This window comes from Allopontixanthobacter sp. (genome assembly GCF_034376665.1).
In the GTDB taxonomy this organism is placed as follows: Bacteria; Pseudomonadota; Alphaproteobacteria; order Sphingomonadales; family Sphingomonadaceae; genus Allopontixanthobacter.
Genome location: NZ_JAXMJI010000065.1, coordinates 1 through 13,853 on the forward strand (window position 1 = coordinate 1; position 13,853 = coordinate 13,853).

Annotated in this window: 24 protein-coding genes; all 24 read left to right on the top strand. The window is 66.0% G+C overall.

Annotated elements, in window-relative coordinates:
• The coding region (locus U0988_RS06735) for a hypothetical protein (protein WP_322291859.1) at positions 1–363 on the top strand (363 nt) is incomplete at its 5' end.
• Complete coding sequence (locus U0988_RS06740) at positions 360–749, top strand: hypothetical protein (RefSeq protein ID WP_322291860.1); 390 nt, start codon at positions 360–362, stop codon at positions 747–749. The genes U0988_RS06735 and U0988_RS06740, both read left to right, overlap by 4 nt.
• A 73-nt stretch (positions 750–822) precedes the next feature.
• Positions 823–1,092 (top strand): hypothetical protein, encoded by a 270-nt coding sequence (locus U0988_RS06745; RefSeq protein WP_322291861.1) that lies wholly within the window; start codon positions 823–825, stop codon positions 1,090–1,092.
• The gene (locus tag U0988_RS06750; protein WP_322291862.1) at positions 1,089–1,751 is read left to right on the top strand and encodes a lysozyme; all 663 of its coding nucleotides are present in this window, start codon (positions 1,089–1,091) and stop codon (positions 1,749–1,751) included. The genes U0988_RS06745 and U0988_RS06750 overlap by 4 nt, the downstream gene beginning before the upstream one ends.
• A complete protein-coding gene (locus U0988_RS06755; RefSeq protein WP_322291863.1) occupies positions 1,748–2,260 on the top strand; it encodes a hypothetical protein in 513 nt (170 codons plus the stop codon). The genes U0988_RS06750 and U0988_RS06755 overlap by 4 nt, the downstream gene beginning before the upstream one ends.
• Positions 2,257–2,580, top strand: coding sequence for a hypothetical protein (locus tag U0988_RS06760; protein ID WP_322291864.1), 324 nt, complete (start codon positions 2,257–2,259; stop codon positions 2,578–2,580). Before U0988_RS06755 ends, U0988_RS06760 begins: the two co-directional genes overlap by 4 nt.
• Positions 2,580–2,804, top strand: a complete 225-nt coding sequence (locus tag U0988_RS06765; RefSeq protein ID WP_322291865.1) for a TraR/DksA family transcriptional regulator — start codon at positions 2,580–2,582, stop codon at positions 2,802–2,804. Before U0988_RS06760 ends, U0988_RS06765 begins: the two co-directional genes overlap by 1 nt.
• Positions 2,791–3,108 carry a DUF2730 family protein gene (locus U0988_RS06770; RefSeq protein WP_322291866.1) on the top strand — a complete coding sequence of 106 codons (318 nt, stop codon included), beginning with the start codon at positions 2,791–2,793 and terminating at the stop codon, positions 3,106–3,108. Before U0988_RS06765 ends, U0988_RS06770 begins: the two co-directional genes overlap by 14 nt.
• On the top strand, positions 3,108–3,404 hold the full coding sequence (locus tag U0988_RS06775) for a hypothetical protein (protein WP_322291867.1): 297 nt from the start codon (positions 3,108–3,110) through the stop codon (positions 3,402–3,404). The genes U0988_RS06770 and U0988_RS06775 overlap by 1 nt, the downstream gene beginning before the upstream one ends.
• The gene (locus U0988_RS06780) at positions 3,404–3,988 is read left to right on the top strand and encodes a phage protein Gp27 family protein (RefSeq protein ID WP_322291882.1); all 585 of its coding nucleotides are present in this window, start codon (positions 3,404–3,406) and stop codon (positions 3,986–3,988) included. The genes U0988_RS06775 and U0988_RS06780 overlap by 1 nt, the downstream gene beginning before the upstream one ends.
• Entirely contained in the window at positions 3,988–5,388 is a 1,401-nt protein-coding gene (locus U0988_RS06785) for a terminase large subunit domain-containing protein (RefSeq protein ID WP_322291868.1), read from the top strand. Before U0988_RS06780 ends, U0988_RS06785 begins: the two co-directional genes overlap by 1 nt.
• Positions 5,385–5,591: a hypothetical protein gene (locus tag U0988_RS06790; protein WP_322291869.1), complete on the top strand. Its 207-nt coding sequence runs from the start codon at positions 5,385–5,387 to the stop codon at positions 5,589–5,591. The genes U0988_RS06785 and U0988_RS06790 overlap by 4 nt, the downstream gene beginning before the upstream one ends.
• Positions 5,588–7,927 (top strand): phage portal protein, encoded by a 2,340-nt coding sequence (locus tag U0988_RS06795; RefSeq protein WP_322291870.1) that lies wholly within the window; start codon positions 5,588–5,590, stop codon positions 7,925–7,927. The genes U0988_RS06790 and U0988_RS06795 overlap by 4 nt, the downstream gene beginning before the upstream one ends.
• Before the next feature lie 10 nt (positions 7,928–7,937).
• Positions 7,938–8,645, top strand: a complete 708-nt coding sequence (locus U0988_RS06800; RefSeq protein WP_322291871.1) for an HK97 family phage prohead protease — start codon at positions 7,938–7,940, stop codon at positions 8,643–8,645.
• 393 nt (positions 8,646–9,038) lie between these two features.
• Positions 9,039–10,355 carry a phage major capsid protein gene (locus U0988_RS06805; protein ID WP_322291872.1) on the top strand — a complete coding sequence of 439 codons (1,317 nt, stop codon included), beginning with the start codon at positions 9,039–9,041 and terminating at the stop codon, positions 10,353–10,355.
• Positions 10,356–10,455: 100 nt separating this feature from the next.
• Positions 10,456–10,719 (top strand): hypothetical protein, encoded by a 264-nt coding sequence (locus tag U0988_RS06810; protein WP_322291873.1) that lies wholly within the window; start codon positions 10,456–10,458, stop codon positions 10,717–10,719.
• Between the two features lie 26 nt (positions 10,720–10,745).
• Positions 10,746–11,222: a helix-hairpin-helix domain-containing protein gene (locus U0988_RS06815; RefSeq protein ID WP_322291874.1), complete on the top strand. Its 477-nt coding sequence runs from the start codon at positions 10,746–10,748 to the stop codon at positions 11,220–11,222.
• 2 nt (positions 11,223–11,224) lie between these two features.
• On the top strand, positions 11,225–11,791 hold the full coding sequence (locus U0988_RS06820) for a hypothetical protein (protein WP_322291875.1): 567 nt from the start codon (positions 11,225–11,227) through the stop codon (positions 11,789–11,791).
• Positions 11,788–12,006, top strand: coding sequence for a hypothetical protein (locus U0988_RS06825; RefSeq protein WP_322291876.1), 219 nt, complete (start codon positions 11,788–11,790; stop codon positions 12,004–12,006). The genes U0988_RS06820 and U0988_RS06825 overlap by 4 nt, the downstream gene beginning before the upstream one ends.
• Positions 11,958–12,542, top strand: a complete 585-nt coding sequence (locus U0988_RS06830) for a fatty acid desaturase CarF family protein (protein ID WP_322291877.1) — start codon at positions 11,958–11,960, stop codon at positions 12,540–12,542. The genes U0988_RS06825 and U0988_RS06830 overlap by 49 nt, the downstream gene beginning before the upstream one ends.
• Entirely contained in the window at positions 12,539–12,886 is a 348-nt protein-coding gene (locus tag U0988_RS06835) for a hypothetical protein (protein ID WP_322291878.1), read from the top strand. The genes U0988_RS06830 and U0988_RS06835 overlap by 4 nt, the downstream gene beginning before the upstream one ends.
• Positions 12,886–13,170, top strand: a complete 285-nt coding sequence (locus U0988_RS06840) for a hypothetical protein (protein WP_322291879.1) — start codon at positions 12,886–12,888, stop codon at positions 13,168–13,170. Before U0988_RS06835 ends, U0988_RS06840 begins: the two co-directional genes overlap by 1 nt.
• Positions 13,163–13,621 carry a hypothetical protein gene (locus U0988_RS06845; protein ID WP_322291880.1) on the top strand — a complete coding sequence of 153 codons (459 nt, stop codon included), beginning with the start codon at positions 13,163–13,165 and terminating at the stop codon, positions 13,619–13,621. The genes U0988_RS06840 and U0988_RS06845 overlap by 8 nt, the downstream gene beginning before the upstream one ends.
• Positions 13,614–13,853, top strand: a 240-nt coding sequence (locus tag U0988_RS06850) for a hypothetical protein (protein ID WP_322291881.1), incomplete at its 3' end; no start/stop codon positions are given. The genes U0988_RS06845 and U0988_RS06850, both read left to right, overlap by 8 nt.

A 13,853-nucleotide genomic window follows, 5' to 3' on the forward strand; every position in this document is an offset into this window, starting at 1 on the left:
GACGGGCTGGCATGTCGGGCGGACGATGGTCGAATGCGCGTCCTGCGCCACGGCCATCGCGATCGGCGAGACCGGGGCATGAGCCGGGGCGGCGAGCTGCGCGTGTCCGATCACGCGCTGCTGCGGTTTCTCGACCGCGCGGCCGGGCTGGATGTGGAGGCGCTGCGAACGCGGATCGAGGCCTCGCTCGCGCGGGCGCACCACGCCGCGTCCTCGATCAGCGACAGCGACTATCTGATCACCGCCGACGGCCTGGTGTTCGTGGTGCGGCGGAATGACGACGGCCCGGTGGTCAGCACAGTGCTGCCCAAGATCAAGGGCGTGACGCGCGCCAAAGCGCTCGATCGCGGGACCGGAAAATGAGCGAGCTGCCGGGCGTCCTGGGGATCATCGCGGCGGTGGCCGGCGATGATGCGGCGGTGGCCGTTGCCCGGGCGCGCGGCGGCACGCAGGTCTATTTCCCGCCGGTGCCGCCGGAGGATCACTGGCTGTCCGCGCTGATCGGCCAGGAACAGGCCGCGGCGGTGTGCGACCGGCTGACTTGCGGGGTGGGCGGAATGCGGGTCGATCTTCCGCTTGGCGGGGCGGGTCACGCGGCCCAGGCGCGGGCGCAGGTGGATGCGCTGCTGGACGCAGGCTTGTCCGAACGCGCGATCGCGCTTAAGACCGGCTACACGATCCGCGGAGTCCGCCGCCGCCGCGCACGGCTCGGCCGCGGGGGCGACCCCCGGCAAATCCCCCTGTTCTGACAGCATCATAGGGGACTGCCGCAGGACGGTGGTCCGGGGCGCGTTCGAAGGCCCGCGAGGCCAGAACGCCGACATGAAAAAATCCTGGCTCATCGACAGTTGGCACGAGGCATGGCGGTTCATCTCGCTGTGGGTCAACACGGTCGGCTTCGGCGTGCTGGTGGCCTGGAACCAGATGCCGCGCGACGTGCGGGCGATCCTGCCCGAGGGCTTCGAGCTGGTGCTGATGGGCGGATGGTGGCTGGCGGTGATCGTCGGCCGGCTGTGCAGGCAGCCCGGCAGCCAGGCGAAGATCGATGCCAAGCGCCGCGCGCAGGCATCCGGCCAGGGCGCTCCATCGTGACCCGCTGGGTGAAACCGCTGCCGCCACCCGCGCCGCCGCCAGGCTCGAGCGGGCGCGACGGCATCGCCGCGGCGCTGGTCGGCCTGGTCGGGGTGACCGCCGCTGCGGCGCTGATGGTGCTTGTTCCCGAGGAGGAAAGCGGCCGCAGGGTCGAAGCGCAGGTGAGTGAACGCGGCGATGCGACCCTCCGCCATGTCAGCGGGCGGCAGTATCTGGAAACCTATATCGACATCGCCGGTGTGCCGACCGCCTGCGACGGGATCACCCGCGGGATCCAGCCCGGCCAGAGCTTTACCGAGGCGCGCTGCACCGCGCTGCTGATCCGCGAGATCGAGATCCATGCCCGCGGCGCGCTCGCCTGCGCGCCGTCGCTCGCGAGGCCGGGCCGCGATTACCAGCGCGTCGCGGCGATATCGCTGACGTTTAACATCGGGGTTGGCGGGTTCTGCGGATCGAGCGCCAGGCGGCTGTTCGAGGCGGGCAACATAAGCGCCGCCTGCGACCGGTTCCTGCCGTGGAGCAAGGCGCGGGTGAACGGGGTCTTGCGCGAAGTGCGCGGGCTGACCAGGCGCCGCCACCGCGAGCGCGAATATTGCCGGACCGGCCTGCCCGGTTACACGCCGGCATCGCTGCCGGCGCGGCTGGAGAAGTGGAAGTGAGCGCGCTCGGCATTCTCGACCCGCTGGGCGCGGTGAAGCGCCGCGCCGCTCTGATCATCGCGGGTGCGGGGGCGCTGGCGATTATCTTGCTGCTGGCGTGGGCGCTGCGGCTCGATCATCTGCGCGGCGAGTGGCAGGGCAAGTTCGACGTGCTGTCGCAGCAGGCCGGAACCGTCCTGGTCGCGCTGCGCCTGGCGAGCGACAATCCCGAACTGGAATGGACGGGCGCGGCCGGGCAGGCGCAGGCGCTGGGCGACAGCAAGCGCGATCTGGAGGCGGCGATCGAAGTGCAGAACCGGCGGGTGGACGAGCTGGCGCGCGAAGCGGTCCGGCTGCAGGCCAAGGCCGCGGAGCTGCAGCTGATCGCGGACCAAGCGAAGGCGCAGCGCCGGGCGGCGCTGGCGCGTCTCTCCGACCTGTCGATCACGCCGGGCACGCGCGAGGATTGCACGATCCTGCTGCGCGAGGCCGAAGACGCGCTGGATCTGATTTACGAGGCGGGATTATGACGAACGAACGGGCTCGGCAGATGGCCTATATCGCTGGCTTGGCGTTGGCATCGGCAATGGCGTCAGGCTGCAGCAGTTCGGGCACGATCGTCCGCGATCGACCAGTCGAAGTGCGCGTGCCGGTTCCGCAGCCCTGTGCAGGGCCGCGTCCTGCAAGGATCATCCCGCTGAAGGACCAGCTGACCTTTGAAGATTGGATAGCGCGCGATGTCCGTCAGAAGGCGGCGACGATCGGCAAGCAGGCGCTGGACCGGCAGACCTACGGCGAGCAGCTGGACGCCGCCACCGCGGCCTGCCCGGCGGTCACGGGCGGCGACTGATGGACGCTGGCAGCCGGGCCGTGGAGATGGCCGAACAGTTCGAGCTCGAAAACCGCGACCGGAGAATCGCGCTGCTGCGCAGCAGGCTGGCGGAGAGCGGGGTCACGAATTGCGAGGATTGCGGCGACGATATCGGTGTGTCGCGGATTGCCGCCCTGCCATCGGCCCGGCGGTGCATCGGCTGCCAGACGAAGTTTGAAAGGAATATGCGTGGAACTCGCTGACATGCTCGGCCCCTGGGTGGCGATTGTCGCCTTCCTGGTGGCGATCGCCAACACTGTCTGGGTGTGGATGAGCCAGCCCGGACAGCTGGCCAAGAAGCAGAACGAGGAATTGAACGACGATCTCAAGGCTCACGACCGGCGCATCCAGTCGCTCGAAAGCGATTCGCGGCATCTGCCGACGAAGGAGGATTTTCACAAGCTGGTCGAGCAATTCGCCCGGATGCAGGCGAGAATGGAAACCGAGATGGAGAGCATGGGGCATACGGTGCGCCGGCTGGACAATTACCTGCGGAGTGAGAAGTGATGAATTATGCCCAGAGCATTGCGGAAAATGCGCGGCTGTATGCGCTGAAGGAACTGGCGGCGCAGGTCGACGGGCGGCTTAACGTGCTGCTCGTCCAGCACATCCTCGACCTCAAGTATGGGATCAACCGCAGCCGTGAATGGACCGAAACCCAGCTGCGCAAGCTGGCCGAGCTCGACGCGGTGGAACTGCTCGACAGCGAAGTGATGATCGCCCGGATCACGCGCGCGGGACGCGATCACCTGGAACAGCGAGCGATCATCGCCGGGGTCACCCGTCCGGCGGACGTCGAGTGATGGAGCCGGATCGCCGTGCCAGTTCGCGCGAGGGCCGCGGACGCCTGTCGAGCATTGACCTGCTGCCCGACGACGCCGAGCCCGACGTCATCTGGGCGCAGGAACAGCTGCGCGAGCGGAGCCTGCCGCAGACGGTGATCCTGACCGAGTTCAACGAGCGCCTGATCGACAAGGGAATCGAGGCGATCAGCAAATCCGCCTGGAGCCGCTATGCGGTGCGCAAGGCGATCCAGTTCCGCCGCCTGGACGAGGTCCAGCGGATGTCGAAGGAACTGGTCGAATCGATGGGCACCGATGAACCCGACCAGGTCACCGTGGCGGTGGCCGAGATGCTCAAGCTGGCGGCGTTCCAGATCCTGGAAGGCGACAATGTCACCACCAAGGGGGTGATGGAGCTGAGCCGCGCGCTGCAGAGCGCCGTGGGCGCGCAGAAGACCAGCGCGGAATACCGCAAGCGGCTGCAGGATGAACTGCAGGCCAAGCTGGCCAAGGCGGCGGAGGCGGTCAATGATGTCGGCGCGCGCAACGGGATTTCGAAGGAAGCGCTCGACGAGATCAACCGCAGGCTGATGGGCGGGGCCTGATGGGCAATGCCAAATCCATCCCGGCCGATCCCGAGGCCATTTTCATGCCTTATCAATCGGCGTGGATCCGCGACACTGCGCGGCTGAAGCTGATCGAGAAGAGCCGCCAGGTCGGCCTGTCGTGGGCAACCGCCTATGCCGCGGTGTCGCGGACCAGCCTGGCGGGCGCACGGTTCGACCAGTGGGTTTCCTCGCGCGATGACATCCAGGCGCAGCTGTTCCTCGAGGATTGCAAGCTGTGGGCGGGCAATCTGGATATCGCGGCGCGCGATCTGGGCGAGGAAGTGATCGACGCGAAAGACCGGCAGACCGCCTATGTGCTGCGCTTTGCCAACAGCCGCCGGATCAATTCGATGTCGTCCAACCCGAATGCCCAGGCAGGCAAGCGCGGCGGGCGCGTGCTCGACGAATTCGCGCTGCATCCCGATCCGCGCAAATTGTGGACCATCGCCTATCCGGGGATCACCTGGGGCGGCGCGCTGGAACTGATCAGCACGCACCGCGGCAGCAAGAATTTCTTCAACCAGCTGGTCCGCGAGATCAAGGAACAGGGCAATCCCAAGGGCATCAGCCTGCACACCGTCACGCTGCAGGACGCGCTGGACCAGGGCTTTCTGTGGAAGCTGCAGCAATCGCTGCCGAGTGAAGACGAAAAGCAGGCGATGGACGAGGCCGCCTATTTCGACTTCGTCAAGGCGGGCGCGGCGGACGAGGAGAGCTTCCAGCAGGAATATATGTGCCGCCCGGCCGACGATGATGCGGCGTTCCTCGAATACGATCTGATCGCGCGCAGCGAATATGCGCAGGGGACCGACTGGCAGGCGATCGAGGGCGGCACGCTGTTCGCCGGGGTCGATATCGGCCGCAAGAAGGACCTCACCGTGCTGTGGGTGGTCGAGAAGCTGGGCGACGTCTTCTACACCCGCCATATCGAGGCGCTGCAGAACATGACCAAGGGCGATCAGGAAAAAGTGCTCTGGCCGTGGTTCGAACGCTGCCAGCGGGTGTCGATCGACAATACCGGGCTCGGCATCGGCTGGGTCGATGATGCGCAGGCCCGCTTCGGCAAATACCGGATCGAGGGCGTCAACTTCACCGCGCAGTCGAAGGAGGCGCTGGCCTATCCGGTGCGCGGCGCGATGGAGGACCGGCGGCTGCGCATCCCGCACAATGGCGCGATCCGGGCAGATCTGCGCAGCGTCACCAAGCAGGTCACCATGGCGGGCAATATCCGCTTCACTGCCGAGCGCACGGTCGATGGCCACGCCGACCGTTTCTGGGCGCTGGCGCTGGCGATCCATGCCGGCAGTGATGGAGGGGCCGCACCGTGGCGGCCGATGATGGGCGCGCTGCGCGCGGACAGCAGTCCGCCGATCGACAGGAACTGGATACCGGCATGAGCGAACAGACTACCTCCCCTCGGACGATCAGTCTGGGCCGCGATAACCGATCACGGCTGCTGTTCGCCAAACTGGACGGAAAGAGCGTGGAGCTGATCTCCCGGCCGATGCGGCCGAGCCCTTTGCCTTTGGGCGGCCCGGCAGAAATCATCGTTCTGACTGTCGATCAACTGAAGCTGCTGATGAGCGAGTGCGCACCATGAACGCCCTGACCAAATATATCGCCGCCCCGCTCGCCAAGGCGCTGACCGCCATGCGCCATTCCGGGCAGCCGCTGTTCCTGCAGGGGCTGCTGAAGCGGACCCGGTTCGATTATGCGCGTGAAGTGGGCGACGGGCTCGATTCCTCGGTGGTCACCGCGCCGGTGATGTGGGTCCAGCGCGCGCTGCCGGAGGCGACACTGACCGTGCGCCGCAAACTGGCGAGCGGAGCCAGGGAAGATCTGGACAGCCACGATCTGACCGAGCTGGTCCGCAACCCGAACCCGTTCTACGGCGATATCGCGTTGTGGGCGGGTACGGTGCTCAGCTATCTGGTCGACGGCAATGCCTATTGGATCAAAGTGCGCAGCGGTGCGGGCAAGCCGGTCGAACTGTGGTGGGTGCCGTGGTGGATGATCGAACCCAAGGCCCCCGCCGATGGCAGCAGCTTCCTGTCGCATTACGAATATTCGCCGGGCACCGGCTACGGACGGATGCGGATCGATCCTGAGGACGTGGTCCATTTCCGGCACGGGATCAATCCGCGCGACATGCGGCGCGGGCTGTCCCCGATCCACGGGGTGCTGCGCGAGATATTCGCCGATCTGGAGAGCAGCAATTTCGTGGCCAGCCTGCTGCGCAACATGGGTGTTCCCGGTGTCGTGATCAGCCCCAAGGGCGGGGCGATGCCCGCGCCCGAAGACGTCGAGGCGACCAAGACCTGGTTCAAGGAAGCCTTCGGCGGGGACAATCGCGGCGGGCCGCTGGTGATGGGCGCGCCGACCGATGTCCAGGCCTATGGGTTCAATCCGCAGCAGATGAATTTGAGCGAGGCGCGCGACGTGGCCGAAGAGCGGGTGTGCGCCTGCATCGGCGTGCCCGCCGCGGTGGTCGGCTTTGGCGCAGGGCTGCAGCAGACCAAGGTCGGCGCGACGATGGAGGAAATGCGCAAGCTGGCCTGGCACAACGGGGTGCTGCCGATCGGGCGCAGCCTGGCCGACGAGTTGGGCCGCAGCCTGCTGCCCGATTTCCAGCGCGGCCGGGGATCTGCAGATAAGCTGGAACTGTACTGGAATACCGACGATGTGCTGGCGCTGCAGGAAGACGAGGACAAGCAGACCGATCGCAAGCTGAAGGAATTCAGCGCCGGTGCGATCACGCTGTGGGACTATCTGACTGAGACCGGCCGCGATGCCGAGGAAAGCCACCGCTATTATTTGCGGCCGATCGCCATGATCGAGGTTCCGTTGGCGCAGGCGGGCAAGGGATATTCCCCGGAACCGGCCGCCGCGCTGGAAGGCGAAACGCGCCCGCAGAAAAGCCTGCCCGCCCCGGCGGTGAAGGACGGCCATACGGTGTGCGGCGGATGCGAAAAGGAAACCCCGAAAGACCAGCTGGTGGAGGGGCGTTGCAGCGCCTGCCGCAGCGAGCCCGGTACCGGCGGGTCTGGCGGCGGGGAGCCCGGTGCCAAGGAAGACGATCACGGCGACCATAGCGGCCATGACCACGGGGTTCCTGCAGGAGCGCGCCGGGCGAGCCCTGCGGCGATGCAGCGCGGCGAGGCCTTCGTGCTGATGCTTCAGCGGCAGGAAAGAGGCCTTCAAGCGGGTTTTGAGAAGGTCCTGATGGGCCTGTTCGAAAGCTGGGGCGACGAGGCGCGCGACGCGGCCGCAACCATTCTGCGCAACAGCGGGGAGAAGGTGGCAGCTGATAAGGCGGCCCGCGCAAAGGTGGTGGGCGGTTTCGAACAGAAGGCCGACGAGGATCTGATCACCCGGATCATGGCGCTGCTGGACAACAGTATCTGGCAGGCCGAGCTGGGCCAGTCCTACGGCGCGCATTATCTGAAGGTGGCCGAGGCGGTGCAGGATGCCGCCGAGCGCGCCGGCCTGGGCACATCGCTGCCCGATCCGGTAATGCGGGCGATCGTGGCCAGCGGCGGCCGGCGCGCCGGGCTGATCGATCTGGATGCGCAGACCCGCCAGGCAATCTTCGACGCGCTGGCCGAAGGCCGGGCCGAGGGCGAAGGAGTGGAGGCGCTGGCCAACCGTATCGCCAACCATGTCGAAGGCGGGATCTGGTCCACGCCGGAAACCCGCGCGCGGATCATCGCCCGGACCGAAACCAAATTTGCGCAGAACATCTCGACCATCGAGCGCGGCAAGGCCGCGGGCGTGACCGAATTCATGGTGTTCGACGGCAGGCTCGGCCCCGGCCGGTCGCTGCTCAGCCACATGGCCCGCAACGGTTCGATCGTCACGGCCGCCGATGCGCTGGTGATGGCGGATGCCGAACATCCCAACGGGACGCTGAGCTTCGCGCCCCATTTCAAACTCTAGGAGACCTGCGATGCTGACCAAGAATATGACCGTCACCGAGATGAGCGACAGCGGCAAGGGGCTGGCGCTGATCGCCAATCTCTCGGCGGTGGATCATGACGGCGACACCTATGCTCCCGGTGCCTTTGCCTGGAAGGAGCAATGGGCCCCGCTGCTGACCGCGCACGACCGGTGGGGCATGCCGTTCGGCAAGGCGCGAGTGTATGAGGAAGGCGACGCCGCCTATGCCGAGCTGCATCTCAATCTCGACACGGCTGCTGGCCGGGACTGGCACGCCGCGCTGAAATTCGATCTGGCCACGGGAAAGTCCGTGCAGGAATGGTCCTATGGCTATGATGTGCTCGATGCCGATCTGCAGTTCCGCGGCCTCGAGAAAATCCGAATGCTGAAGAAGCTCGACATCCACGAAGTGTCGACCGTCGTGCGCGGCGCCGGCCAGGGCACCGGCACGGTCAGCATGAAAGCCCGCAATGCGGCGCTGAAGGAAGGGCGGTTCGACGGCCTGCTGGGCGAGCTGGGTACCATGGCCGAGGTGCTGAAGGGCGATCCGGGACTGCTGTCCGCCACCGGCCGCAAGCAGCTGGGGGATATCCATGCAGCGATGGGCGCGGCGCTGGTCCTGCCGCCGGAAACCGGCGCGGAGGAAAAGGCTGCGGTCAACAATGCAGTCGCGGCCGAGCTGCAGCGGATCTCGCGCCGCCATCTCAAACAGGCCTGACGCGGGATTCGGGCTGCGGCATTCGGGCATTTGCCACAGGGCCGCGTAGAGCCGCGTGGAGCGATCATCCGGCCCTTGGGTGCGCAAAAGCGCCCCGAGGGCCTTCTTAGCCCTTCTTAGCGGCGGTTATGAGGGGATTTGCCCGCGCTTCAGCATGCGGGTTTCCAATTCGCTGCGAATTGCGGTAGCACGCTGACGAATCCCTGCACCGGGCGGCGTCGATCGCCCGGCCCACATTTCCCCATCGTAATTCCCCCATCCATGCCTGCCCCGGAACGTCGTCCGGGGCGCGCGCCCATGCGTCATCCTTCCATATGGAGCCGGATTTCAATCCGGATGCCCACGCGGAATTCCTCCGTCGGGTGGCCGGTCCGACCACATGGAGATGACGATATGTCGATCAAGAATTTGACCCTGTCGCAGGCCCGCGAAAAAATGGGCGTTAAGCAGGATGAGCTGGGCAAGGTATTCACCGAAGCCAAGGCCGATGACGGCCAGTACGATTTCAACAAGGTGACCTGCCTGGGCGACCAGGTGAAAGGTTCGATCGCCGTGGCCGAAAAGGTCAAGGCGATGAACGGCGAACTGGATGAACTGGGCGTCCACATCGAAACGCTGACCGCCGCCGAGAAAGCCGCCGGTGCCCATGCCGACCGCGAAAAGGGTATTCGCAATTTCCCGCTGCCCGGCAGCGGCGGCCAGGGCGGCGGTGCTGCTCAACACCAGTTTAAATCGATCGGGGAGCTTGTGGCGCTGTCCGCCGAATACAAGTCCTGGGCTGGGAAAGGCGCACCGCAGGGCCTGGAGTTCAGTTTCGCCGACCTTTACCCGAGCGACTTCCTCGCTAGCGCCGGCGCCGTCCAGACACTGGGTCAGAAGGCGCTGTTCGCAACTACATCCGGCTACGCGCCTGAGGTCCTTCGCATGCCGGGCTTCGTCGAAAAGGCAACTCGCCCGCTTCAGTTGATCGATATCATCCCCATGTCGCGGACCGGCGAGTCCGCAATCAAATATATGGAAGAAACGACGCGCGATCATCTGGCGGCAGAGATTGCCGAGGGTGGTACCTATCCTGAAGACGCATATCTGTTCACGGAAAAGTCCAGCCCGGTGCAGAAGATCGGCACCAGCATTCCGGTGACCGACGAGCAGCTCGAAGACGTAGCCTTCATGGAAAGCTATCTCAACGGCCGCCTGACCTTCGGTGTTCGCCAGCGGGCCGATCGGCAGAGCTATATTGGCGACGGTCTGGGTTCGAACCTGCTGGGCATCCGCAACACGCCCGGCATCCAAACACAGGCCAAGGGTGCCGATCCGACGATGGATGCGTTCTACAAGGCGATGACCAAAATCCGGAAGATCGGCCGCGCGATCCCGACGCATCATGTGATGGACCCGGAAGACTGGCAGGACATCCGTCTGACCCGCACCGCCGACGGTGTATATATCTTCGGTGCCCCTACCGAGGCGGGGCCGGAGCGTCTGTGGGGTCTGCCGGTCGTGCAGAACGATGCGGACGGCGCAGGCACCGGCTTGGTCGGGGCATTCGATCCCGCATGGATCAGCTTGTCCGAGCGCCGCGGCGTCGAGGTTCAGGTCGGTTATGTCGGCACCCAGTTCACGGAAGGCAAACGCACGATTCGTGCAGACATGCGCGCGGCGCTGACCAAGTTCCGCCCGTCCGCTTTCTGCGAAGTCACCGGCATCTGATCGCCCGGCCGGGGGCAGGCTGCGGCCTGCCCCCGGTTTGCCACAGCGGTTCGTTCGGGACCGCTGCGGCAAGCCAGGGTTTGGCCAGGAGAATTGCATCATGGGTACGATTTCAGGGTTTTCGCGTCCGGTGACCACCGCCGTCATTCCGGGCGGCGTGGTGGGCGATCACGCGGTGCCGGGCGGCATCAAGGACGGCGACACGCTGGTTGCGGTGACGCAGCTGACCGATGCCGTTCCGCCGGTCCCGACCGACCGCACGGCTGAATTCTCGATCAGTGCGGGCACGTCTGACCAGGTCGAAAACACCACCACCGACACCACGGGCGCCTTTCTGGTCGTGACGTGGGTCAAGGCTGAATGAGCAGCTGAATTCACAGGAGCATTCCAATGACCAAGAACATGATTTGTGCCGAGCGGCTGTATCTGACCAAGGACCGCATGAAGCTGGTCGGTCACGGCGACAAGGCCGCAGCCTTCCTGTACGCCACGCCGGGTGACGAAATCCCCGAAAGCGCGGTGGAGCGCTTCAAGCTGAAGGATGGCGGGGTGTCTGGCCCCAAGGCTGGCCAGAAAGAAAAAGCACCGCCTCCGAACAAGGAGAAGAAGGGCGGCGAAGACAAGGGCGGCGGCAAACCGGCCGACAAGGACAAGTCCGCGCCCCAGAAACCAGCCGCATTGACCGATATTTCAGGCATCGGGCCTGCGACTGCCAAGGCGCTGGTCGCGGCCGGCATTGCCGATGTCGCGGCCCTGTCGCAGATCGATCCAGCCAGCCCACCTGCGATCGACAAATTGCCGCCCGCATTTGACTGGGCTGCAATAGTCGGCGCTGCTGGCGTGCTGGCTCTGGCTGCGGTTGCCTGATCATGGCTCTGCTCGACCGGGTCAAGGAACGCACGGGGAGTGATCTCTCCGATGCCGAGCTGCAAGCGATGATCGATGCGATCACCGACGAGCTCGACGCGCGTTTCGGCCCGGCGGGCGAGTTCACCGTCCAGCTGGGCGATCCGACCGATCCGTCCTCGCGCCATCTGCGCAACCTCAGGCTGATCCGTCCTATCGACACCGCGCTGGCGATTACCGTGACCGAGAGCGATCCCGGCAACACGGGCGATGCCGCCGATGAGAGCGTGCTGGCGGCTGCCGATTACCGGATATTGCACGGCGGCCGCACGCTGCAGCGGCTGACCGCCGGGCCGAACGGCCGGACCCATTGGGCGCCGCTGGTCAGCGTGACCTATACCCCGATCGGCCAGGCCGCGGCGCGCGAGGAAGTGACGATCAAGCTGATCCAGCTCGACCTGTCCTATCGCGGCGGGCTGAAAAGCGAAAAGGCCGGCGATTATTCGTTCACCCTGTCGGGCGACATGGCGAGCGATCGCGAGGCCATTCTGGTGACGCTGGAAGACCGGCGCGGGATGGTGATGAGTTGATCTGGCCGCTGGTCTATGTCGTGATCGCGCTGGCGGTGTACCGGGTTTCTCTCGGCGCGATCGGCTCCGCTGCGCGCTACCGGAAGGGTGCGGCGCTGGGAATTGCGGTGCTGTGGCCCGGACTGACCGCGGTGGTGGCCGCATCGCTGCTGCTGGACGGGATCGAATGGGCCCTGCGCAAGACGCGGCGCTGGCTGGCGGGGGCCTGGTCGTGATCGCCGTGTCGCTCCTTTCCCTGTTTCTCCAGCTGCTGCTGGGCTGGCTGCTGGCCGATTTCCTGTCCGGCGTGCTGCACTGGGTCGAGGATCGCTTCGGCCCCGGCCGCGAGCACTGGCCGCTGATCGGCCGGTTGATCTTCGCGCCCAATCTGCTGCATCATGTCGATCCGACCGCCTTCACCAGGGCCGGTTTCCTTGATCGGAACTGGACCACCTGGGCGGTTGTCGCGCCGCTTGCCTGCGCGCTGCTATGGCTCTTCGGGTCGCATCCGTGGATCTGGGCAGCTGCAGCAGGCGGCGCGGCAGCCAATGAAGTCCACGCCTGGGCGCATCGCCGCACGCTGGCGCCCGGCTGGGCGACCGTGCTGCAGCGGGCCGGCTTCATCCAGTCGCCCGCGCACCATGCGGTGCATCACGTCCCGCCCTATCTGCGCAGCTATTGCATCCTGACCGACTGGCTCAACCCGCTGCTCGACCGGACCCGCTTCTGGCGGCGGCTCGAACGGCTGGTACCGGAAAGCTGGCTGGCATGATCGCGGGCCGTCTCACCCACCGCGCCGCGCTGGAGCGCAATGTCGCCGTCGGGGCCGACGACTGGGGGCAGCCGCTCGCGGCCGATTTCCAGTCCACCGGCGATCCGCTGGCCTGTTTCGTCTGGTCGAACACCAGCCGCGAGCTGGTCGACGGCGCGAAGACCGCGTTGATCGAGGATCTGCGCGGCCTGTTCGCGCAGGGCGCCGATATCCGGGAAGGTGACGAGATCGCCAGCGTGACCGACCGGGCGGGCACCACGATCATTTCCGGGCGGCTGAAGGTCGAAGGCCCGGTGCAGTTCAAGCACACGCATGTCGAAGTCGCCCTGCAGAGGATTGGCTGATGGAGATTGGAGCAATCGACGGCGCGACCCGGGTTGTCGGAAAGGGGCAAGGCTATTGCGGCCTGCCGCTCCGTGACGAAGTGGTCAATTGCACAGTCAACGGTCCGAACACGCCCGCGATGGTGACGGCGTGGAAACCCTCAGCCGACGAGCTGGCTGCGCTCAATGCGGGCGCGGCGGTGCATGTCCGAATTCTCGGCTGTGTACCGCCGCCGATGATGGTTCTTGTCGGCCCCGCACCGGAAGCGTTGCCTTCGCTTGAGGAGTTTTTGGAACGTGGCTGAATCGCTCGTCTGGAAAGGCAAGGCACTGACCGAGACCATGCGCGAAGCGCAGAAGCTGGGCGTCAACGCGACCATGTCCGAATGCGTCATCCATGCGAAATCGAACCATTCCTGGCAGAACCGCACCGGTGTGCTGGAAGGCTCGCTCGGCGTCGCCGAATTTGCGCGTGAAGTCCCCGGCGGTGTGGAAGGCAGCTGGGGGTCGCAGGACGTCCGCTATGCGCTGATCCACGAGCTCGGCGGCGTGATCGTGCCGATCCGGGCCAAGGCGCTGGCAATCCCGCAGGAGGGCGGCGGGGTGCGGTTCGTCAAGAGTGTGACCATTCCGGCGCGCCCCTATCTGCGGCCCGCTGCCGATGTCACCTATCCGGCTCTGGGCAGCAATATTGGCAAGGCCTATCGCGCATTGGGCGGCGGCGGCGGCAGCAGCGGAGGAAATTCCCGTGCCTGAAGCCGCCGATCTGACCGCGGCCGTGACCGCTTATCTCAAATCCGATGCGGCTCTGGCTGCACTGGTGGGCACGCGGGTGTTCGGCGGGGAAATGCCGCCAGCCGAAACGGCCCAGATGCCGCGCAAGGCGCTGGTGCTGCGCGCCAGCGGCGGTGTGTCGCTGACCGCGGGCAGCCATGCCGAGCACGATACCCAGCGGCTGGATCTGTTTTCCTTTGGCGAGACCCCGCAC

What these genes read in the sequence shown, in the direction of transcription:
- U0988_RS06740 (WP_322291860.1), top strand. Translation starts at nt 360, where the DNA reads ATGAGCGAGCTGCCGGGCGTCCTGGGGATCATCGCGGCGGTGGCCGGC.
- U0988_RS06745 (WP_322291861.1), top strand. Translation starts at nt 823, where the DNA reads ATGAAAAAATCCTGGCTCATCGACAGTTGGCACGAGGCATGGCGGTTC.
- U0988_RS06760 (WP_322291864.1), top strand. Translation starts at nt 2,257, where the DNA reads ATGACGAACGAACGGGCTCGGCAGATGGCCTATATCGCTGGCTTGGCG.
- U0988_RS06765 (WP_322291865.1), top strand. Translation starts at nt 2,580, where the DNA reads ATGGACGCTGGCAGCCGGGCCGTGGAGATGGCCGAACAGTTCGAGCTC.
- U0988_RS06775 (WP_322291867.1), top strand. Translation starts at nt 3,108, where the DNA reads ATGAATTATGCCCAGAGCATTGCGGAAAATGCGCGGCTGTATGCGCTG.
- U0988_RS06780 (WP_322291882.1), top strand. Translation starts at nt 3,404, where the DNA reads ATGGAGCCGGATCGCCGTGCCAGTTCGCGCGAGGGCCGCGGACGCCTG.
- U0988_RS06785 (WP_322291868.1), top strand. Translation starts at nt 3,988, where the DNA reads ATGGGCAATGCCAAATCCATCCCGGCCGATCCCGAGGCCATTTTCATG.
- U0988_RS06790 (WP_322291869.1), top strand. Translation starts at nt 5,385, where the DNA reads ATGAGCGAACAGACTACCTCCCCTCGGACGATCAGTCTGGGCCGCGAT.
- U0988_RS06795 (WP_322291870.1), top strand. Translation starts at nt 5,588, where the DNA reads ATGAACGCCCTGACCAAATATATCGCCGCCCCGCTCGCCAAGGCGCTG.
- U0988_RS06800 (WP_322291871.1), top strand. Translation starts at nt 7,938, where the DNA reads ATGCTGACCAAGAATATGACCGTCACCGAGATGAGCGACAGCGGCAAG.
- U0988_RS06805 (WP_322291872.1), top strand. Translation starts at nt 9,039, where the DNA reads ATGTCGATCAAGAATTTGACCCTGTCGCAGGCCCGCGAAAAAATGGGC.
- U0988_RS06810 (WP_322291873.1), top strand. Translation starts at nt 10,456, where the DNA reads ATGGGTACGATTTCAGGGTTTTCGCGTCCGGTGACCACCGCCGTCATT.
- U0988_RS06815 (WP_322291874.1), top strand. Translation starts at nt 10,746, where the DNA reads ATGACCAAGAACATGATTTGTGCCGAGCGGCTGTATCTGACCAAGGAC.
- U0988_RS06820 (WP_322291875.1), top strand. Translation starts at nt 11,225, where the DNA reads ATGGCTCTGCTCGACCGGGTCAAGGAACGCACGGGGAGTGATCTCTCC.
- U0988_RS06830 (WP_322291877.1), top strand. Translation starts at nt 11,958, where the DNA reads ATGGGCCCTGCGCAAGACGCGGCGCTGGCTGGCGGGGGCCTGGTCGTG.
- U0988_RS06835 (WP_322291878.1), top strand. Translation starts at nt 12,539, where the DNA reads ATGATCGCGGGCCGTCTCACCCACCGCGCCGCGCTGGAGCGCAATGTC.
- U0988_RS06840 (WP_322291879.1), top strand. Translation starts at nt 12,886, where the DNA reads ATGGAGATTGGAGCAATCGACGGCGCGACCCGGGTTGTCGGAAAGGGG.